The 17,221-nt window shown below is 52.3% G+C and carries 12 protein-coding genes and 1 other annotated feature (1 of these 13 only partly in view); of the genes, 6 read left to right on the top strand and 6 right to left on the bottom strand.

The features are described from left to right. Nucleotides 1-69, bottom strand: a binding site (T-box leader) (it extends 177 nt beyond the left edge of the window). 916 nt (nt 70-985) lie between these two features. Both AC0YNV_RS14140 and AC0YNV_RS14135 read right to left on the bottom strand, forming a co-directional pair. Then, on the bottom strand, nt 986-2,989 hold the full coding sequence (locus AC0YNV_RS14140; protein WP_475768655.1) for a beta-propeller fold lactonase family protein: 2,004 nt from the start codon (nt 2,987-2,989) through the stop codon (nt 986-988). Beyond that, complete coding sequence (locus AC0YNV_RS14135) at nt 2,946-4,961, bottom strand: hypothetical protein (protein WP_475768932.1); 2,016 nt, start codon at nt 4,959-4,961, stop codon at nt 2,946-2,948. Before AC0YNV_RS14135 ends, AC0YNV_RS14140 begins: the two co-directional genes overlap by 44 nt. Nucleotides 4,962-5,244: 283 nt before the next feature. On the opposite strand from AC0YNV_RS14135, the gene AC0YNV_RS14130 reads away from it, so the two are divergent. The 5 genes from AC0YNV_RS14130 (at nt 5,245) to AC0YNV_RS14110 (ending at nt 9,055) form a co-directional block, all read left to right on the top strand. After that, nucleotides 5,245-6,270, top strand: a complete 1,026-nt coding sequence (locus AC0YNV_RS14130) for a permease (RefSeq protein WP_475768654.1) — start codon at nt 5,245-5,247, stop codon at nt 6,268-6,270. A gap of 24 nt (nt 6,271-6,294) precedes the next feature. Further along, nucleotides 6,295-7,191 carry a TIGR03943 family putative permease subunit gene (locus tag AC0YNV_RS14125; RefSeq protein ID WP_475768653.1) on the top strand — a complete coding sequence of 299 codons (897 nt, stop codon included), beginning with the start codon at nt 6,295-6,297 and terminating at the stop codon, nt 7,189-7,191. A gap of 109 nt (nt 7,192-7,300) precedes the next feature. Further along, complete coding sequence (locus AC0YNV_RS14120; RefSeq protein WP_379114097.1) at nt 7,301-7,531, top strand: alpha/beta-type small acid-soluble spore protein; 231 nt, start codon at nt 7,301-7,303, stop codon at nt 7,529-7,531. Nucleotides 7,532-7,699: 168 nt separating this feature from the next. Continuing rightward, nucleotides 7,700-8,476, top strand: a complete 777-nt coding sequence (locus AC0YNV_RS14115; RefSeq protein ID WP_475768652.1) for a polysaccharide deacetylase family protein — start codon at nt 7,700-7,702, stop codon at nt 8,474-8,476. 60 nt (nt 8,477-8,536) lie between these two features. Further along, the gene (locus AC0YNV_RS14110; RefSeq protein WP_475768651.1) at nt 8,537-9,055 is read left to right on the top strand and encodes a YhcN/YlaJ family sporulation lipoprotein; all 519 of its coding nucleotides are present in this window, start codon (nt 8,537-8,539) and stop codon (nt 9,053-9,055) included. Nucleotides 9,056-9,216: 161 nt separating this feature from the next. On the opposite strand, the gene AC0YNV_RS14105 is transcribed toward AC0YNV_RS14110, so the two are convergent. Next, a complete protein-coding gene (locus AC0YNV_RS14105; protein WP_210038364.1) occupies nt 9,217-9,627 on the bottom strand; it encodes an O-methyltransferase in 411 nt (136 codons plus the stop codon). A 249-nt stretch (nt 9,628-9,876) separates the two neighbouring features. Here AC0YNV_RS14105 and AC0YNV_RS14100 point away from each other — a divergent pair, with 249 nt between their 5' ends. Continuing rightward, entirely contained in the window at nt 9,877-11,136 is a 1,260-nt protein-coding gene (locus AC0YNV_RS14100; RefSeq protein WP_210038363.1) for a methyl-accepting chemotaxis protein, read from the top strand. A 76-nt stretch (nt 11,137-11,212) separates the two neighbouring features. Here AC0YNV_RS14100 and AC0YNV_RS14095 read toward each other — a convergent pair whose 3' ends face one another. The 3 genes from AC0YNV_RS14095 to AC0YNV_RS14085 form a co-directional block, all read right to left on the bottom strand. Beyond that, on the bottom strand, nt 11,213-14,653 hold the full coding sequence (locus tag AC0YNV_RS14095) for a glycosyl hydrolase (protein ID WP_475768650.1): 3,441 nt from the start codon (nt 14,651-14,653) through the stop codon (nt 11,213-11,215). 171 nt (nt 14,654-14,824) lie between these two features. Continuing rightward, nucleotides 14,825-16,330, bottom strand: a complete 1,506-nt coding sequence (locus AC0YNV_RS14090) for a sulfatase family protein (RefSeq protein ID WP_475768649.1) — start codon at nt 16,328-16,330, stop codon at nt 14,825-14,827. A 17-nt stretch (nt 16,331-16,347) separates the two neighbouring features. Next, nucleotides 16,348-17,217: a carbohydrate ABC transporter permease gene (locus AC0YNV_RS14085; RefSeq protein ID WP_475768931.1), complete on the bottom strand. Its 870-nt coding sequence runs from the start codon at nt 17,215-17,217 to the stop codon at nt 16,348-16,350. Between the last annotated feature and the right edge of the window lie 4 nt (nt 17,218-17,221).

Genomic DNA, 17,221 nt, shown 5'->3' with positions numbered 1-17,221 from the left:
CGGTTCGCACCACCCACCGGCTCTCTGAAGCGCTCATCTATGCTTACTTGTTCCCTTCATTGCAGTTATGATGATTATACTCTTCCCTTAATGAATGTCAATCCCCCCTAAATCCCCCTGAGGGGGACCCCAGAGAGGGCCGCCCCTCTGGACTCCCGGAATGGAATAACGTGGGAGGCGAGGAGGAACGTTGTTTAGCTGCTTTTTGCGTAGGAGCGTTTTCGTCCCTCGCGGGACACACTTCCTTGCCACGCTCGCGTGGTACCTGGTGGACTTCGTCCCTGAATAACGTTGGCGGATCAGAGATCCGTCTTCAGTCACTGCCAGCAACAATATTTGGAAATAAAGATGCGTTTAAGTGTCCCTCAGGGACGAAAACGAGCTTAGCACGCATGAGCTAACGCGTTGCTGTGTCCCTCCCACGTTATTCCAGCCCCGAAAGGGGCATCTGGTGCCACGGGTGCGCCAGTATTAGATTGTGTCCCGTTAGGGACGAAAACGAGCTTAGCACGCATGCGCTAACGCGCTGCTGTGTCCCTCCCACGTTATTCCAGCCCCGAAAGGGGCATCTGGTGCCACGGGTGCGCCAGTATTAGATTGTGTCCCGTTAGGGACGAAAACGAGCTTAGCACGCATGAGCTAACGCGTTGCTGTGTCCCTCCCACGTTATTCCAGCCCCGAAAGGGGCATCTGGTGCCACGGGTGCGCCAGTATTAGAGTGTGTCCCGTTAGGGACGAAAACGAGCTTAGCACGCATGCGCTAACGCGCTGCTGTGTCCCTCCCACGTTATTCCAGCCCCGAAGGGGCATCTGGTGCCACGGGTGCACCAGTATTAGAGTGTGTCCCGTAGGGACGAAAACGAGCTTAGCACGAATGAGCTAACACGCTGCTGTGTCCCTCCCACGTTACATATTTCCGGGAGTCCAGAGGGGCGGACCCCTCCCTAAATCCCTCCTCAGGAGGGATTTAGGGAGGGGTCCGCCTTTACTGCAGCTGCTGCAGATACGCAACCAAGGAGTTTATTTCCTTGTCGCTCAGCCCCGATGTCTTACCGTGCTTGTCTCCTGCGCGTTCAATCACGTCCTTGAGGGTGGCCGCGCTGCCGTCGTGCAGATAGGGGGCTGTCGCGTAAACACCGCGCAGCGTCGGCGTGTCATAGAAGCCCCGCTCACGTATATTCGTAAAGGCTGCGCGGGCGTCGCCGGCATAATCGGTGTCCGTTGGACTGACAGTGCCGACATTATGGAGAAAATCCTTATTGTCCGTCGTTAACGCTCCATTGCCATTAACGGCTTTCACGCTGTCAGTCATCACATCTGCAGCATGACAGGTGATGCACTGCGCCTTCCCTTCGAACAGCTGCTTGCCTGCCTCGGCATCGGCCGTGAGCTGACCGTCCTCCGTCCGGTAAGGACTCAAAGGAACCGGGAAAGCATCCGGCATCCGCATATAAGCCTCGAGCGCGTCAAAGAGCTTTTGTATATCTGCCGGATATGGATTGGCAGGGTCTACATCTGACATTCCGCCCATTTCTCCTTGAATGGTGTGAATGTAATCGCCGAAATCATCGCGGCTGCCGTCCCACATAAACACGCCGGTCTCGAACGCCAGGACATTGCTCGGCACGTTCCGCGGCCCCTTGGAAGTCGTCAGCGTCAATGAATCTACCTCGCCGTCCGAGTGACAGGACACACAGCTCATCCAGTTGGAGCCGGTTAACGGAAAATCATCCGAATTGGCGCTGTAGAACAAGGTCTTGCCCAGACGCTGCTCGGCAGTCAGACGATCCTGACGGATTAACTTCGAAGGCTCGCCATCGATGTGCGCTTGCCCGCCCTCTTCGGCTCCGGGAAGCGCAATGGTTGTCATATCATGCGAATTGGCATTATGAACATATAAAATGCGGCCATCCGGGGACATGGTCATGCCGATCGGAAAGTCTCCAGGCAGATGGCGGATGATTTGGCTCGCCCGGCCGCCCCGGGACAGATCAAAGACCAGAAGATCCTCGCTTCCTCCCATCAGCACATATGCCTTGTTCCCATCCGGCGAAAACAGGATATCTGTCGGATTGGCAACGATTGTCGACTTGCCGAATTTATCCTGGACGTCAATGGAGTCGAACAGTTCCTTGCGGTCCTTGCCATTCTCTTTATTCGCGCTCAGATCCAGAACCGACAAGGAGGGGAAAATCACTTCTTCGAACTGTATCGGCGTATCCGTATTGGTTAGCAGATGGGCTTCCCAGGCACTCTTCCCGTCCGGAGACAGACGAATCTGCTCGACAGTGTTCGGTGTTCCCTGGCTCTTCTTGCGGTCCTTCTTATCCGGAGAAGCGCCAAGCCTGATATCTGCTTGCTCAGCCACGGAGGACGTATCGAATACATGGGTTTTGGCGCTCAAATATTCAGCTACATAGAGCTTACTGCCATCCCCGCTCAAAGCCAGCGCTCTTGGATTATCGCCAGCGGGCAGCTGCTTGATGATGGTCCGCTTCGCCGCATCAACCACGCTAACCGTGCCCGAACGATAGTTGGTGACATATAGACGCGAACCATCCGGGCTGCTCACGATGCCATACGGCTCTATTCCAGTCTTCAGCGAACCAAGCACCTTGCCTTTATCCATATCGATCCATTCCACACTGTTTGCATAGCGGCAGGTGACATACAAGGTTTCTCCGTCTGGAGACAGTGCCAGTTCACGCGGCTCTTTGCCTACCGGAATTTCCTTCTCCAGCTTGCGGGTTCGCGCATCAACGATGGAGACGGTATTGGTATCGCCATTAGCTACATAGATGGTTCTGCCATCTTCGCTCATCACAATGCTGCTGCCTGACTGCGGGCCGGCAGGGACTTCCTTCTCTTCCCCGGAGCATGCAGATAAGAAGAGCAAAACGGCGAGTGCAGATGCACCCGCCGCCAGCCTCCAAGCAAGCGATGGTTTATTTCGAGATTTCAACCGGAAGAAGAACCGGGGAAATGCCATTGTCACCATGTCCCTTCTGAATCTGAGGCACTGTGTCCCCATCGGTATTGCCGGAGTCATCGCCTTCTTTATAGAAGTCGCCCGTATCCCAGAACTCGCTCGTCTGCATCCCTTCCTCAAGCGAAGGTCCATCGATCACCTGACGGTAGAAGTCGACATAACGCTGCTGGATCGCGCTTTGTTCAAGCGCTTTGGGCGCATCGCTTTCGCTGCCCGTGTTTTTCAAGTGCAAAAGTGCGAGACGCAGCATAGAGGATACGCCGCCTGCGGCAAAAGCATCATAAGATGCATCGTCGCCATTGGTTTTATAAGCTTTGATGCCGTTATCCCACAGCTTGCTGTCCATCGCCGCATAAAGGTGGCGGGCAGCATCGCGGTATTTCTCGTCTTCTGTTGCCAGGAAGGCCGAGGTCAAACCGCGGATCGCGCCCTCTTGGGCAAGCAGCGTGGTGTCTTGTCCGGCTTCATCTTTGGCTGTGTCATAACCGCTCACGGCAAGGCCGTCCTTATTAATAAGCGCGGACAATATGAAATCTGCCTGCCTGATAATCATTTCTTTGGCTTCGGCCCCTGCCGCTGTTTTCAAGCCTTCAGCCGCATCTCCATTCGCGTAGCCTACAGGCAAGCCGTCGATCGCACGCTCGAACATGCGCAGCGCCTCTATCGTATAACCCGCCTGGAACGTATCCACAGCCGTTCCCTGCTTGCCGCCGTCGAAGGACGTGACCAGCGTGCCGGCATCATTATTCCAGTGGCGCGTCTTGATATTATCGAATACGGCAAGCAGAACATCGCTGGCAATGGTAAAAGGATCATTGGAGCCGACATCATTGCTTGGATCGCTATCCGTATTGGCTGCAGGCGCCGCAGGGAACGGATCCCCATCAAACACGCGGGCAAATGCCGGATTGCGGTTGGGGTTATCCTTACGCTGATCGGTCATTCCGTAAAATTCCGAGGTCGGCCACAGCATCAGCCATTGATCCTGCAATGAACTGCTTCCATCGTTTACCTTCAAGCCTTTTACATTCGGATAATCCTTATCCCCATTCTCCTCAACGTCAATGGCATGCGGCAGATAGACATTGGTCGCATTCTTGCCTAAAGCGCCCAGTCCTTGCGAAGAAGGGTCATAGAACAGATTATCGCGCACATACTGGAGCTTATTCCAGACTTCCTCGGTCAGGATCATCCCCTGCATGCCGTCAACCGAGCTGACGCCCAGCTTCAGCCCCTGATCGGCTTCCGGTCCTTCTGCAGCAGTGGATGCATCCACTTCCTCATCCGACTCCGCATTGTGCAGATTGCCAAGAAAATCGCCGGCCCATAGAGACTGCTTGAGCATCGTTGCGCCATAAGCGGCTGGAACAAACTGCTTCTTCATTTTGTCGCGGTCCCAGCGCAGCGAGCTGAAATCCACTTGGTAATTAGGAATATACGTGCCATTCTCGCCGTCGGCGTATTTGCCGGTATCGACCTTCTGCGCGTAATGGGGATCGCCTGCAGCATATTCAATGAAGGTCGGAAACATATTTTGCTGAATCTGATCCGCCGGCTGTCCTACACTGTCTACCATCTTCAGGAATCGCGAAGCAAGCAGTTCATTAGGCGATTGGCCGGCTTTCTTGGCCTCGTCCGCTACAGCAGGACCATTTGCCAGATGCAGCCCCATGCCGGATTTCTCCACCACCTCATACATCGCTTCTTCCGAGTACTCGTAGGATTCGATCCCGGCTATATAATCGAATGCCGTTGGCGAATCCGGCTTCCCGGCATCCAGCACATCCAGATCCAGTCCAAGCGATTCGGCCAGAGGCTCGCCGGATAACTCGAATTCCGCATAGGCAAACATGTTCCCTGCCGTGTCGAATGAATAATCCTTTACATTAACCTTCACGCTATCGCTGCAGCCGGTAATTGCTAACGCACAGGCAAGCATCGCTGCCGTAAGGGTATATCCTGTTTTTTTCATTTTCTTTTTACTCACCATGACCTCTGTTCTCCCCAATCCGATACACTCATTATCATCTACTGAGCAATAATGAGAATCATTATCAACGTTAGTGATTGTACCTCTTTGCTCCCCATTTGGCAATGACTATTTTTGATATAACAGTCAAATCAATTAGGCAGATTTAAATCCGGCGCAGCCGTTCTTTCAGGCGTGGTGAAATAACTTTGTGAAAGGCTGTCCTTCTGAAGGCCAAGCCTGCATATTGTATAAGAACGGAAGTTTAAGGGGGGGAGTTTGTCCTTTGAGAATCATCTATAAATGGGGTACGCCGCTGCTCGCTGCCGGCTGCCTGGTGATACTTGCCCGTATATGGACCAGAGACGGCCTTACGGATCTGATCCTGACCAATCCATCGATACAATCCTTTAAAATATTGTTCATCAGCATCATCCTCGAAGCCTTTCCTTTCATCCTGCTTGGAGTGCTGTTCTCGGCCCTTTTGCAGGTGTTTGTCTCTGACAAAATGATTGCCAGGCTGACGCCTAAAAACCCCGTCGTCGGGGTTTTGTTCGGAAGCCTGCTGGGACTCTTGCTGCCTTTATGCGAATGCGGCATGATTCCGGTAGTTCGCCGTCTCATACGCAAAGGCATGCCTGCCTACATAGGACTTGTATTTATTTTCGCAGGACCGATTATTAATCCGGTCGTATTTACTTCGACCTTCACCGCCTTTCGCTCTGAGCCTCTTATGGCCTACTCCCGAATGGGGCTGACCTTTGTTGTCTGTGTGCTGCTGGGGCTGCTGCTGTACCGTTTTCTCCGTAAAAACCCGCTTAGGAGCGCTCACCCTTCGTCTATTCACCATCATCATGAACACAGCCATAATCACAGCGAAGGACGAAACGGGCTGCGCGGACGGATCAGCGCTACCTTCGCACACGCATCAGACGAATTTTTTGATATCGGCAAATATTTGATTATGGGCGCATTTATTACCGCTGCCATGCAGACTGCGCTCGACCGTCAATTATTGGACTCGATCACCGATCAACCCTTCGTTTCCCATATCTTTATGATGGTTCTTGCTTTCGCCCTGTCCCTCTGCTCCACTTCGGATGCGTTCGTTGCTTCAAGCTTCAGCGGCCTGTTCTCGCCCGGCGCACTGCTGGCCTTCCTTGTATTCGGACCCATGGTCGATCTCAAAAGCACCCTTATGCTCTTCTCCGCCTTCCGCACCAAGGTTGTTCTGACGATTATCGCGTTCTTGTTCGTCGCTGTGCTGATGGGTTCCATGGTTATGGAGAAGCTGGTTTTTTATCCATCCTGATAGTGAAGCAAAGGAGCGTCCCCCATGACAAAGGAAGATAAGATCACGATTATTCACCATCTGCTGCGCGCCATGATCATGACCGGCTTCGCCCTGTATATAGTCGATCTTGTACGCAGCGGCAGTATGACGCTGTATATCGCGCCGCGCATGGTTCTCTATGTCAAGCTTTCGGCAATCGGCTTGTATGCAACAGCCATCTATTTGCTCTATTCCGCCGTTCAGGTATGGGTCGGCAATCGGACGGCTGCCCATGACTGCGATCACGAGCCATCTCCTTCGCTTATCAAAAATACGCTCATCTACGGCTTGTTTATACTCCCGCTGATTATGGGATTCCTTCTGCCGGACACGATGCTTGGAAGCACTGCAGCATCCAAAAAAGGTATCAGCCTGAACGGCACAGGAAGTTTTGTGATACCGGAGAATGTGGAGGCGCAGCCGTTCCCTGATGATTCAGCGGACAATACAGATCTGGATGCGCTGTTTCCCGCGGATGAATATACGGCTGCCTATGCCCGGCTCGGCAAAAGACTGTATGGGCTGAACGAAATTGTAATCCCCGAGAAGCAGTATATGGAGACGCTGACTGCGCTTGACTTGTATCGGGACAATTTTATCGGCAAAACGGTTGAAATCAGCGGGTTTGTCTACAGGCAGGAAGGGATGGGAACGTCGCAGCTGGCTGTCAGCCGGTTTGCGATGAACTGCTGCTCCGCGGACTCCTTGCCATACGGTCTGATGATCGAAAATCCGCGAGCTGCAGATTACGATGACGATGTCTGGCTGAATGTGCGCGGCACCGTGACCGTGGGCCTTTTTGAAGGAAATCCGATCATTATACTTAAAGCAGCGCATATCAAAACGATCACTCCTCCTTCCACACCGTATGTCTACCCGGATTATGAATTTGATCTCTGATGCCAGCTGTTTGACTTGAATTTTAGAGGATTGAAAAAAATCATTTTTATTCTGCATAAAAGATTCCAACAGGAACATAATAAGGCTCAAGAAAGCTTAGGAGGTGAATATAATGGCAGGACAATCCCGCAGCAGCAACCAATTAGTCGTACCTCAATGCAGCGCAGCTTTGGACCAAATGAAATACGAAGTGGCGCAGGAGCTTGGAATCCAAATTCCGCAAGACGGCTATTACGGTTATATGGCTACCCGCGATACAGGAGCATTGGGTGGATACATCACCCGCAAACTTGTTCAAATCGCGGAACAACAATTGGCAGGAAGCAACATTCGCCATTAGGATTCGCCAATACCGAAAAATGCTGCCCGGCTCAGCGAGGCAGCATTTTTTTTGTGTTTCCGGACTTACTTGTCATCTTAGATGTATGCGAAACCGGTATTTTTGAAACATTAAAGCTTATCGTCAACTAATGTGGTGAATGATGCACATTGCAAAGGATGGAGATTCATGCTCGTACACAAATATCTGCTGGGGATCGTAAGCCTTTCGATGCTGCTGCTCGCAAATGAAGCTGATGGCGCAGGCGCACCATTCAAGAAGGACCGTTTTTATTATGAGAAAAAAGGAGAAATGATCTGGGAGGTACAGACGAAGCAGAGAGTGATGGCGCTGACTTTCGATGACGGGCCGGATCCCGTTCAGACGCTGGAAATTCTCGATCTGCTCAGGCAGTACGATGCCAAATGCACTTTTTTTGTTGTAGGCAAAAGAGTGAAGCTGTATCCGGATATTCTGAATCAGATTTCCGCTGAAGGACATGAGATTGCGAACCATACCTATAACCATATTTACTTCAGAATCCCGTCATCGGAAAGAATAGTCCGCCAGGAAATCGAGAGCACGGAAAATGAAATATTCCAGGTAATCGGCCGCAAGTCAGCGTTATTTCGTCCTCCGGGCGGCATGTATGACGATACGATCGTCAAGGTTTCCAATAAAATGGGCCTTTTTCCTGTCATGTGGTCCTGGCATCAGGATACACGGGATTGGAGCCGGCCAGGCGTTCAACGGATTTTGGACAAGGTGCTGGGAAATGCCAGAAACGGGGATATTGTGCTTTTCCATGATCATGTCCAGGGGAAATCGCAAACTGCTGCCGCATTGAGAGTCATTCTTCCGGAGCTCAGAGCCAGAGGCTACCGCCTGATTACCGTTTCCGAATTAATGAAATATTCCGTGGCGGAATCAGCCCGCAAACAGGCTGCCATCAAAAATTCCAAATGAAATATTACCAGCATGGTTTTGATGTTCATCGCGAATCCTATCTTCAGGAGGTGAAAACCAATGTATAAGATATCCGCAATGCTGGTTCTTTCCTTGTTTCTCGTTATGGCCTCGACCGGATGTACCGCGAAGCATGACAAAATAAAAACAAATAATTACAAAACGCAGTCCACCACGGATAAACGTATGCTGATGAAAGAAACGCATCCGCAGCAAAAGCAGCATCCGCGTGCTTCTGCAAACATGACCACTGCCGAGAAAATCGCCAAGCATGTTTCCAGTGTTCATGGCGTGGACAGAGCAACTGTCATTCTTAACAATCGCGACGCCGTTGTCGGTGTCGCTGTCAAAAAAGGTGTCCACACCGAAATGGTGAAGCGGCAAGTGAAGCAAACCGTTGAACGGGCGGAGCCGGGTTATGCCGTTCACGTAACGACGGATGGACAGTTATTTTCCCGCATCAAGGGTCTTCAGAATCAAATGCTGCCTATGGATGGCCATCCTGTCCGTAATTTCTCGGAAGATGTAGGAACCCTTATCCGGGACATGGGACGCACAATAACAGCGCCGCTTCGTTAATGGTTGATGGATCATCAAATCCCGCATAATTGAAAAAATGCTGCCCGCTTATATGCGGAGCAGCATTTTCTTAAATGATAAGAAGTCTACAATCGAAGAAGAAACGCCGCCGAAGGTCGACGATAGCCCTTTTTTTGCTGGGGGCGTCCCCTGAATATATGCTATGGAGCATCACGAAGCGCCTGCTGTGAATATTTCGGCTGGTAGCGAAACATGCCGTTGGCCAAATTGTAATTCGATTCAAAAAGAATACTTGCCGACCAAGCACCCGTGCTCGACCTCACTGAAAAATCATACAAAATTTCACCGTGTGTCCAATTCCGTTTAAGCTTCAGCGAGTCTATTGCCATCTGGCGAAAGGACTGCACCTGGGAAGCGGTCATACCCTGCTCTGTTTGGCCGATTTCACCATTCTTGCTCTCAATGGGATTGTGCCTGACTCCGTATTTGCCGACTGCATTATTCCGAATATGTATAAAAACAGTCCCTGCAACAGCTGAAATCAGCTCTTCTTCCAGCTGTCTGAATACATAATCCACTTGCCGCGCCAATGACATCGTTTCCAAACTCATAGTAAACCCCCTCCTGAATCCTTATTTTCTTGAAGCTTACAAATAATACATTAGGCCTATTATAAGACAGCTTTATGGTTCCTTCAACATATTTTTACAAAATCATTACAGCAAAAAGGCTCGATACTGGATTGTTACATAATCCTTACTTAATTCTTTCGACTTAGTACGATTGCATTAGACGAATATAGACAAAATTCTCCATTGTGAATATAATGAGATTATTCTAATAAAGAGGAGCCCTGCCTCATGCAATGGTTTTATTCATTGTCCATCCGCAACAAACTTCTGATCGGGTGCTATTCAATCGTCGGCATTTTCTCGATCGCCTTGCTTTTGGGATTGATCATTACAGGCAGCAGCTTACTCCTTGGGCTCATCATCATTTTAGTCGCGGCAGCGATTACGTATCCCCTTGTGAGTGTGATCGAGAGAGCGCTTACTTCATCTATTGACGAAATCTCTTCCATTGCCTTTGGCATCGCCAAGGGAGATTTTACCCAGAAGGTTGACGTATCCTCATCCTCCTCTCTGGGACAGCTGGGCCATTCCTTTAACAGCATGATTGACAAGCTGCGTGAAATTTTGAAGGACACGTCCAATATATCCCGCATCGTGAACGACACCAGCCGGAATATTTTTGACAAGAACAAGGATCTGAAGCTGATCATGGAGCAGGTCGCCTTATCAGCCGGAGAGCTGGCAACCGGAGCTAACGAAATTTCCGGGGATGTGGCGGATATGGCTGAGTCAATCCGGGAAATCGAGGACAAAGTAGCCTCATACGCCCATTCCACCAAGGAAATGAACGAGAAATCCGAACAAACGCTGATCCTGGTCGAGAAAGGCCGGAAAGCTGTAGACAGCCAGACGGTCGGCATGCAGCGCAATGTGGAAGCAACCTCTACAGTTGCGGCTACAATTGAGGAGCTGGCCCGCAATGCGGAGGGCATCTCGTCGATAACGCGCACAATCTCCGATCTGGCCGAGCAGACGAACCTTCTTTCTCTTAATGCTTCAATCGAGGCGGCGCGCGCCGGTGAGCATGGCAGAGGATTCGCAGTTGTCGCACAGGAAGTGCGCAAGCTGGCGGAGGAATCGACCGCCTCGACCAAAGAAGTGTTCAATCTTGTCCGCAGCATCGATTCCGGAGTCAAGCAGGCCATCGAAAATATTAAAATCAACGAAGAAGTTGTTAAGCTGCAAACTCATATGCTTCAGGAATCGGAGCATATCTTCTCCGAAATTGTCGCCAGCGTTGATTTTATAACCAAGCAAATCTATCAATTCTCCAGCGAAAGCGATCAAATGCTGGAGGGCTCCCGTAAGATTTCAGGAGCGATCCAGAATATATCCGCAATCACCGAGCAGTCCGCTGCCGGCACCGAGCAGGTATCCGCCTCCATGAATGAACAGATTGGCTCCGTGCAGGCGGTTGTCGACGAAACCGAAAAAATGCAGCAGATGGTCGTTCAGCTTCAACGTACCGTATCGATTTTCAAAATATAGTCAAAAGCTGCAGTCAAAGCCCCTTCTTTCCGCGAGAAGGGGCTTTTCATAATTAGCCGCAGGCTGCTTGAGAGGTTCAGGGAATTAAAGGCTGCAGCTTATGCTCCCTGTAATCAAAATACGCTCCTTCGAGCAGCCCCACCAGCGTATTCGTTACGTCCACCTCTATTGTATTGCCTTCGGATCGAAGCAAATCGGAGCTCGCCCTCCAGCGGTAGGGCGACCAGGATTGTACGCCCAGATCATGACCATTCAGTCTTATCTGAACCGAAAGTGTCGTTTCCCAGTCGGCAAACTGTATATCTATCTCATCCGTCCGGGCAGGCAGGCTCATATCCAGCTGTCGGGTGAACCACAAGGCGCCTGCATAGTACGGAAAGCCCTCCGTGTAGTGATGAGGAAGCGAAGCCGCTGTCCGCGGTACAGCCGTTATCACCGGAAGCGCGGAACCCTGGGTTGGCTGGAGTTCGACCCCGAATGACCCTGCCAGATAAATCGCGTCGAGCAGCCCGTCTTCATCGCTCGATATTCGAACGCTGACTGAAATTTCATTGTCGCCAACGCGCAGCAGCGAAGCAATATCGCTGCTGATGTTCCGGTAATCATACAACTCGGCAGCTCGAAACTGATCACGGCGAAATGACGTTCCATTAACCATCAGCACCCACTCGCCTGAGATTGCCAGCTCATCCATGACAAGCGAGCATTCGGCAGGAAGATCTGTCACAAGCAATCTTGTACGATAGGTTACGTCAAGTGGATAGTCCATTCCTACTTTCAACGGAGTGCCGAAGGATTGCCGGAATGCTACAGGAAGAGCCTGAACGGCGGCCAGATCCTCGCATTGATCGATGAATGTCTTGACCCCGACAAGAATTCCCTCTTCCTCACCAGGCAGATGCAGGGAAAACCGGTCCAGCCTAATCATGTTCGGACCAAGCGGTTCCACAATCCACTGCGCTTCCGAAGTGATGCTGATGCACTCCTGTTCAGGATTTTGCAACTTTCCAGAATTGCATTCCGGGGCTTCCCGCTTCGCGCCAGTATGCTCCTGCGGCCGTTCGAATGAACCGCCTTCCGTTTCCCTCCCCGGACGGGGGTTTCGATTGCCGGCTATCCCGCTCACCCGTTCCTTCTGCACCGCCAGGATCAGCCGTGATTCATAAGGCGCAAGCATAAGCCTAACTGCTGCAGCTCCGCCGCCAGTCTGGGATGATTCGTCCGGCCGCGCATTCCAATCATATTCCGGGTGCGAGAGATAAGGTTCATGGCCCACCTCGCCTGTGATCAAATCTGCCGGAAGCAGAACCAGTGCTTCCCCATGGACATGTCCGCCCCGGTCCGGCAGAAGCTCCGCATCCACCCTTAATATAAACGAAAGCGGACGGCCTTCCTGATTTGTCAGGAAAATCATCCCCGTATCTTCTTCGAGCCAGCGCGTCTGCATGAGCAGCGGAAGATGTTCGTCTGCCGAAGCCGCCTTGACCGTTACCGCTTGCGGGAGACAATCATCCAGCAGCCTGGTCACATGATCCAGCACCGGCTGAAATGGCCCCGAAGTGCCGCACGGGATAAAATATAAGGAACCGGCTGGTCCCTTCCGGTATCCAATCCGGCCGGAATCCTGACTCTCTGCCGATCCCGTTCTGTCCGATTCCCAGTAACCGGCGCGCGGGGACTCCTCTACCCCGAAGAAAGCCGCTGCCTCGTCTTCCGAGGGGTTATCCGCTGCGATAACCTCATACGGGAGAAGCCCCATCCCGATCACTATGCCTCCCTGTGCAGCGAAAGTCTTCAGAGCCTTCCATGCTCCCGCCTCCAGATTCGTAACCGGCGGCAGCAGAATCGCTTCATAACGGGCATGACCGATTGTGACGACGCCTTCGTTAATGTCGGCTTCCTGGAGCAGCTCGGGATCAAGATGGTCGAAGTCCCGGCGTGTCTCCAGCAGATGCACCGACAGCGCCTTCCAGTCCCCGTGAAGACGTTCCAGTCTCCGTTTTTGCTCCTCATCTTCACCCGCATATTTGAATCCATGCAGAGGATTGCCCATATGCGTCCAGAAGCTTGTTACCGGGTCCAGCACCGCGATCCGAATGTCTGCAGCCCCCTGGCTCATCATATAACTGAGTCGGCCTGTATAGTCGGCAAGCTGCCGAAAATATGGCCAATAAGGATTTTGCAGAAATTGGGATGGAGGCGCGTCATGCTTGGAGAGGCCATCCAGCGTATAGAAGAACGCGTGAAAATTAAACAGATTTGTTCCCAGCGCGGCCAGCCGGTCGATCATCCATTTGGCATCCTGCAGCGTCATGGACCAGCCTACGCTATGAAAGCATTCAATCAGATTCCGCTCCTTTCCCAGCTGACGGGCCAGCGAGCTGACCATCTTCGGGTTATAACGCATCTCCCCCGCATACCTCTCCAGCACCCAGTGCAGCGGCCGTCCCAGCTTTTCATGGGCCGAGTCGCCGCCTGTAATGTGGCTGTACCGCTGTGTCGTCATCCGTACCGATGGCGCCTCGGCCACATAAGCAAGCCCATGCTCCCCGCACCAATCATGAAGCTGCTGATGATAGTTGGAGCGCAGCAGCAGATGAACCGTCTGAAAATAATCGTAACGGATCCGTGCGCCATCCGGACAATCCGGATACAGAAGCTCATGCAAATGATCACGCAAATCATAGTTATGCAGCTCCCTGAAAGCTGCCGGCAGCTGCGGCGACCAAGGGATGCTGCCCAGAAACCCCGTCTCGTCCCCGAAGAACCCTTTAATGGGGTCACCGAACAAGTCGCCTACATGGTCGGCATATTTCTCATGGGTCAGCCGGATGAAGGATTCGACAGCCTGACGGTTGCCGGGATCAACAAATGTCCCGTAATATTTGAAATCCTCCAGTTCCTTCTCCAGAAACAAAATGAGCTCCCATTCTCCGTCCGGAGCGTCCCAGATCAGCTCGTAAGCGGTTCCATAACTAAAGAAGCGCTTGCGGTTATATGCCGTTAGCCCGGCTTTTTGGAAGATGCGTCGTGTCTGCCTGCTGCCTATTGATCCGCGGATATCGACGGCCTCATCCCAATTCAATTGGCCTCCTTCACCAACCGGTACCGCCTGAGCGGACAATATCCGCGCCCAGGGCAGTTCCTCCCGCACGCTACGCCCGCCCTCTGCTCTGCGGGTAATGGTCTCCAGCGTATAATGCTTCGCTTCCGGATGCAGCAGGGTCACCTCGCCGCCCGCAATGCCGCTGGGGTAGGGATATTCATCGTACAGCCATGCCTGAAGCCCAAGGCTTGCGGCATACTCCACTGCCAGACGAACCTTCTGAAACCACTGTTCAGACAAATAAGGGACTTCAAGCCCCTGGCGCGGGCAAATAAAAAATCCCCCTACGCCTTTGTCCGCCATCTCCCCGATCTGCCTCTTGATCTGATCATCCGCCATTTCTCCATTCCAGAACCAGAACGGATGAATCCGGTCTTCCGCATGCGGATGTTTAAAACGGCTCCAATCCATACATTCAAGCCTCCTTCGTATGAACAATCAGCTTCTTCTAAAGGATCGGTCAAATAACCCGGCTGCGCTTGCGGAAACGTCATCTGGTATTCGCGGGGGTATAAAGCTTATTATGCTTCTCCCGGACTATTTCCGTCTGCACCGCCGATTCATCATCTTCTATGCCCGCATTCACCCCAGAGAGGCGTATCCATGGCGGTCATAAAAAAACGGTCCCCTCGACCAGACGCTTGCCAGATGCAGCAGCAGCTCCGTCTTCAGCTGTTCCCGAACCGGCTGGTACTCCGCTTCAGTATAAACATTATACCATTCCTGGGGGTCAGTCCGGAGGTTATACAATTCTCCGTGCGCTTCATCCACCCGCTCGATGGCATCCTCAATCGTACCGGATAAGTAGATGATCAGCTTCCAATCCCGCTTGCGCCACATATAGCAGGGAGCCGAATGAAGTCCTTCCGCCCCTTTGCTGTGAAACTCGCTGAACGTTCCCCGGCGCTTGCGCTCACCCAGAAGATCAAGTCCCGGCAGAATCGGGTTCCGCGGCAATTCCGCTATTTTACTGAGCGTTGGCACAAGATCAATCAGCTCGGCCTGACGCTCATCGACTGTACCGCGTTTATCCCCGGGTATCACGGAACCGGACAATATGAGCGGCACCCTGACGCTGGAGTCGTACAGACAATACTTGCTGAAGCGGTATCTGCGCTCGCCGAGCATATCGCCGTGATCCGACAGAAATACGATCAGGGCATTGTCCAATCTTCCCTGGCGCTCCAGCGACTCCATCACCAGGCCAAAATAATGATCCAGCCAGCTGCAATTTGCATAATAACGCAGCGTAGTCCGTCTGCGCTCAAGCGGACTCATCGCTTCCCAGGCCTCGCGTCTCTCCAGATACATTCGCCGGCTGCCTGTATTCACGCCGTCCGTAGCCGACAAGTGCGTTCCCTCCTCGTCCTCCCATGGCGGCTGCGGGATATCGGGAATATCCTCAAGCCGGTACAGATCCTCAAATTCCTGCGGCACATTGAACCCGGCATGCGGCTTCAGAAAGGACAGATAGAGGAACAAGGGACGATCCGGATCGATGCCGCCGTCCAGAAAATTCAGACACTGCCCGGCTACCCAACCGTCGCGGTGCTGCTCCATCGGTATTCCGCTCGTTCGGCCCATATAGCCTAGCGCATTCTCTTCCCCGCTGCCGTAAAGAGCCGTTTCCTCGCTATAAGCCCGCAGCCCTTCCGGATCATGGTCTCCCATCATCACAGCTCCGTCTTCATAGTGGCCGCTCTCCCGGGAAAGTCCGACCGAACGCACTTCAAAGCCTCTCGTAGGCGGAACTGGATTCCGGTGTCCATGGTTCCAATGCGTCTTGCCGAATCCTGCCGTCTGGTATCCCGCCTTGCGCATCAATTCGGGCAGCGGCTCGGCAGGAAGCTTGTCTTCGTCGTAGAGACCTCCATGATTCGTCCGCACGCCCAGTTGGGAAGGATACAGACCAAGCATCATGGAACTGCGGCTCGGCACACACATCGGCGCCTGACAAACCGCCTGGTTATAGACAATACCGCTTTCGGCCAGCTTGTCGATGTTCGGTGTCTTTATTGATGGATTATACAGACCGATGCAATCCCAGCGCTGCTGGTCGGTCATCAAAAAAATGATATCGGGTTTCATATGCTTCATCTCCAAACCTAACCTTTTATAGAACCAACCATGGCTCCTTTGGCAAAATGCTTTTGCAAAAACGGATAAACCATAACTATCGGAGCAATCGCCACAACAACGGCAGCCATCTTGAGCGATTCTGAGGGCGGAACCTCCACAAACTCTCCAGGAACGGCCAAATCCGTATTGGAGGCATTCAGCAGCATATTCTGCAGCAGAACCTGGATCGGCCAGCGGGAGGAGTCATTCAAGTACAGCAGGGCGGTAAAAAATTGATTCCAGAAGCCCACTGCATAGAACAACCCGAATGCCGCCAGAGCAGGAAGCGACAAGGGAAGCATGATCGAGACCCAAGCCCGCGTCTCGCCGCAGCCGTCAATGGCAGCCGATTCTCCGAGCTCCTGCGGCAGACTGTCGAAAAAGTTTTTCATTAGCAGTATATTCCATCCGGTTGCCATAGCCGGTAAAATCAAGGACCATAAACTGTCAAGCAGGCCCAGTTGGCGAATAAGAATAAAGTTCGGAATAATTCCCGGACTGAACAGGATGGTGAGCAGGGTAAGCAGCATCAGCAATCTGCGTCCCATCAGCTTTTTCCGGGAAAGGGCATAAGCGAAGGATGAGGTAACAGCCAGCGAGCATACGGTGCCGACGACCGCCAGGAAGGCGCTGTTGCCGAGCGAGCGCAGGAACGCATCCGTGGATAACAGATAACTGTAGGCGTCGAATGACCATTTGGACGGGAACAGGATATAGTCCTTGGCCAGCAGCTCCGTTGAATCGGTGAATGAAATCACAACTACGTAATAGATCGGGAAAAAGGTGAGGAATGCCATTAATCCAAGCAGCCCCCCGTTAATCAGACGGAAGAGCCGGTCCGTCATACTCGGTCTGATCACT

This window comes from Paenibacillus sp. JT31N11, assembly GCF_056269285.1.
Note: the sequence above shows the minus strand (reverse complement) of the source record. Positions and strands in the feature narration are given on the sequence as shown.

Excerpts from the sequence above, each read along its gene's own strand:
- AC0YNV_RS14140 (WP_475768655.1), bottom strand. The coding sequence starts at position 2,989 with ATGGCATTTCCCCGGTTCTTCTTCCGGTTGAAATCTCGAAATAAACCA.
- AC0YNV_RS14135 (WP_475768932.1), bottom strand. The coding sequence starts at position 4,961 with ATGAAAAAAACAGGATATACCCTTACGGCAGCGATGCTTGCCTGTGCG.
- AC0YNV_RS14125 (WP_475768653.1), top strand. The coding sequence starts at position 6,295 with ATGACAAAGGAAGATAAGATCACGATTATTCACCATCTGCTGCGCGCC.
- AC0YNV_RS14115 (WP_475768652.1), top strand. The coding sequence starts at position 7,700 with ATGCTCGTACACAAATATCTGCTGGGGATCGTAAGCCTTTCGATGCTG.
- AC0YNV_RS14110 (WP_475768651.1), top strand. The coding sequence starts at position 8,537 with ATGTATAAGATATCCGCAATGCTGGTTCTTTCCTTGTTTCTCGTTATG.
- AC0YNV_RS14105 (WP_210038364.1), bottom strand. The coding sequence starts at position 9,627 with ATGAGTTTGGAAACGATGTCATTGGCGCGGCAAGTGGATTATGTATTC.
- AC0YNV_RS14100 (WP_210038363.1), top strand. The coding sequence starts at position 9,877 with ATGCAATGGTTTTATTCATTGTCCATCCGCAACAAACTTCTGATCGGG.
- AC0YNV_RS14095 (WP_475768650.1), bottom strand. The coding sequence starts at position 14,653 with ATGGATTGGAGCCGTTTTAAACATCCGCATGCGGAAGACCGGATTCAT.
- AC0YNV_RS14090 (WP_475768649.1), bottom strand. The coding sequence starts at position 16,330 with ATGAAACCCGATATCATTTTTTTGATGACCGACCAGCAGCGCTGGGAT.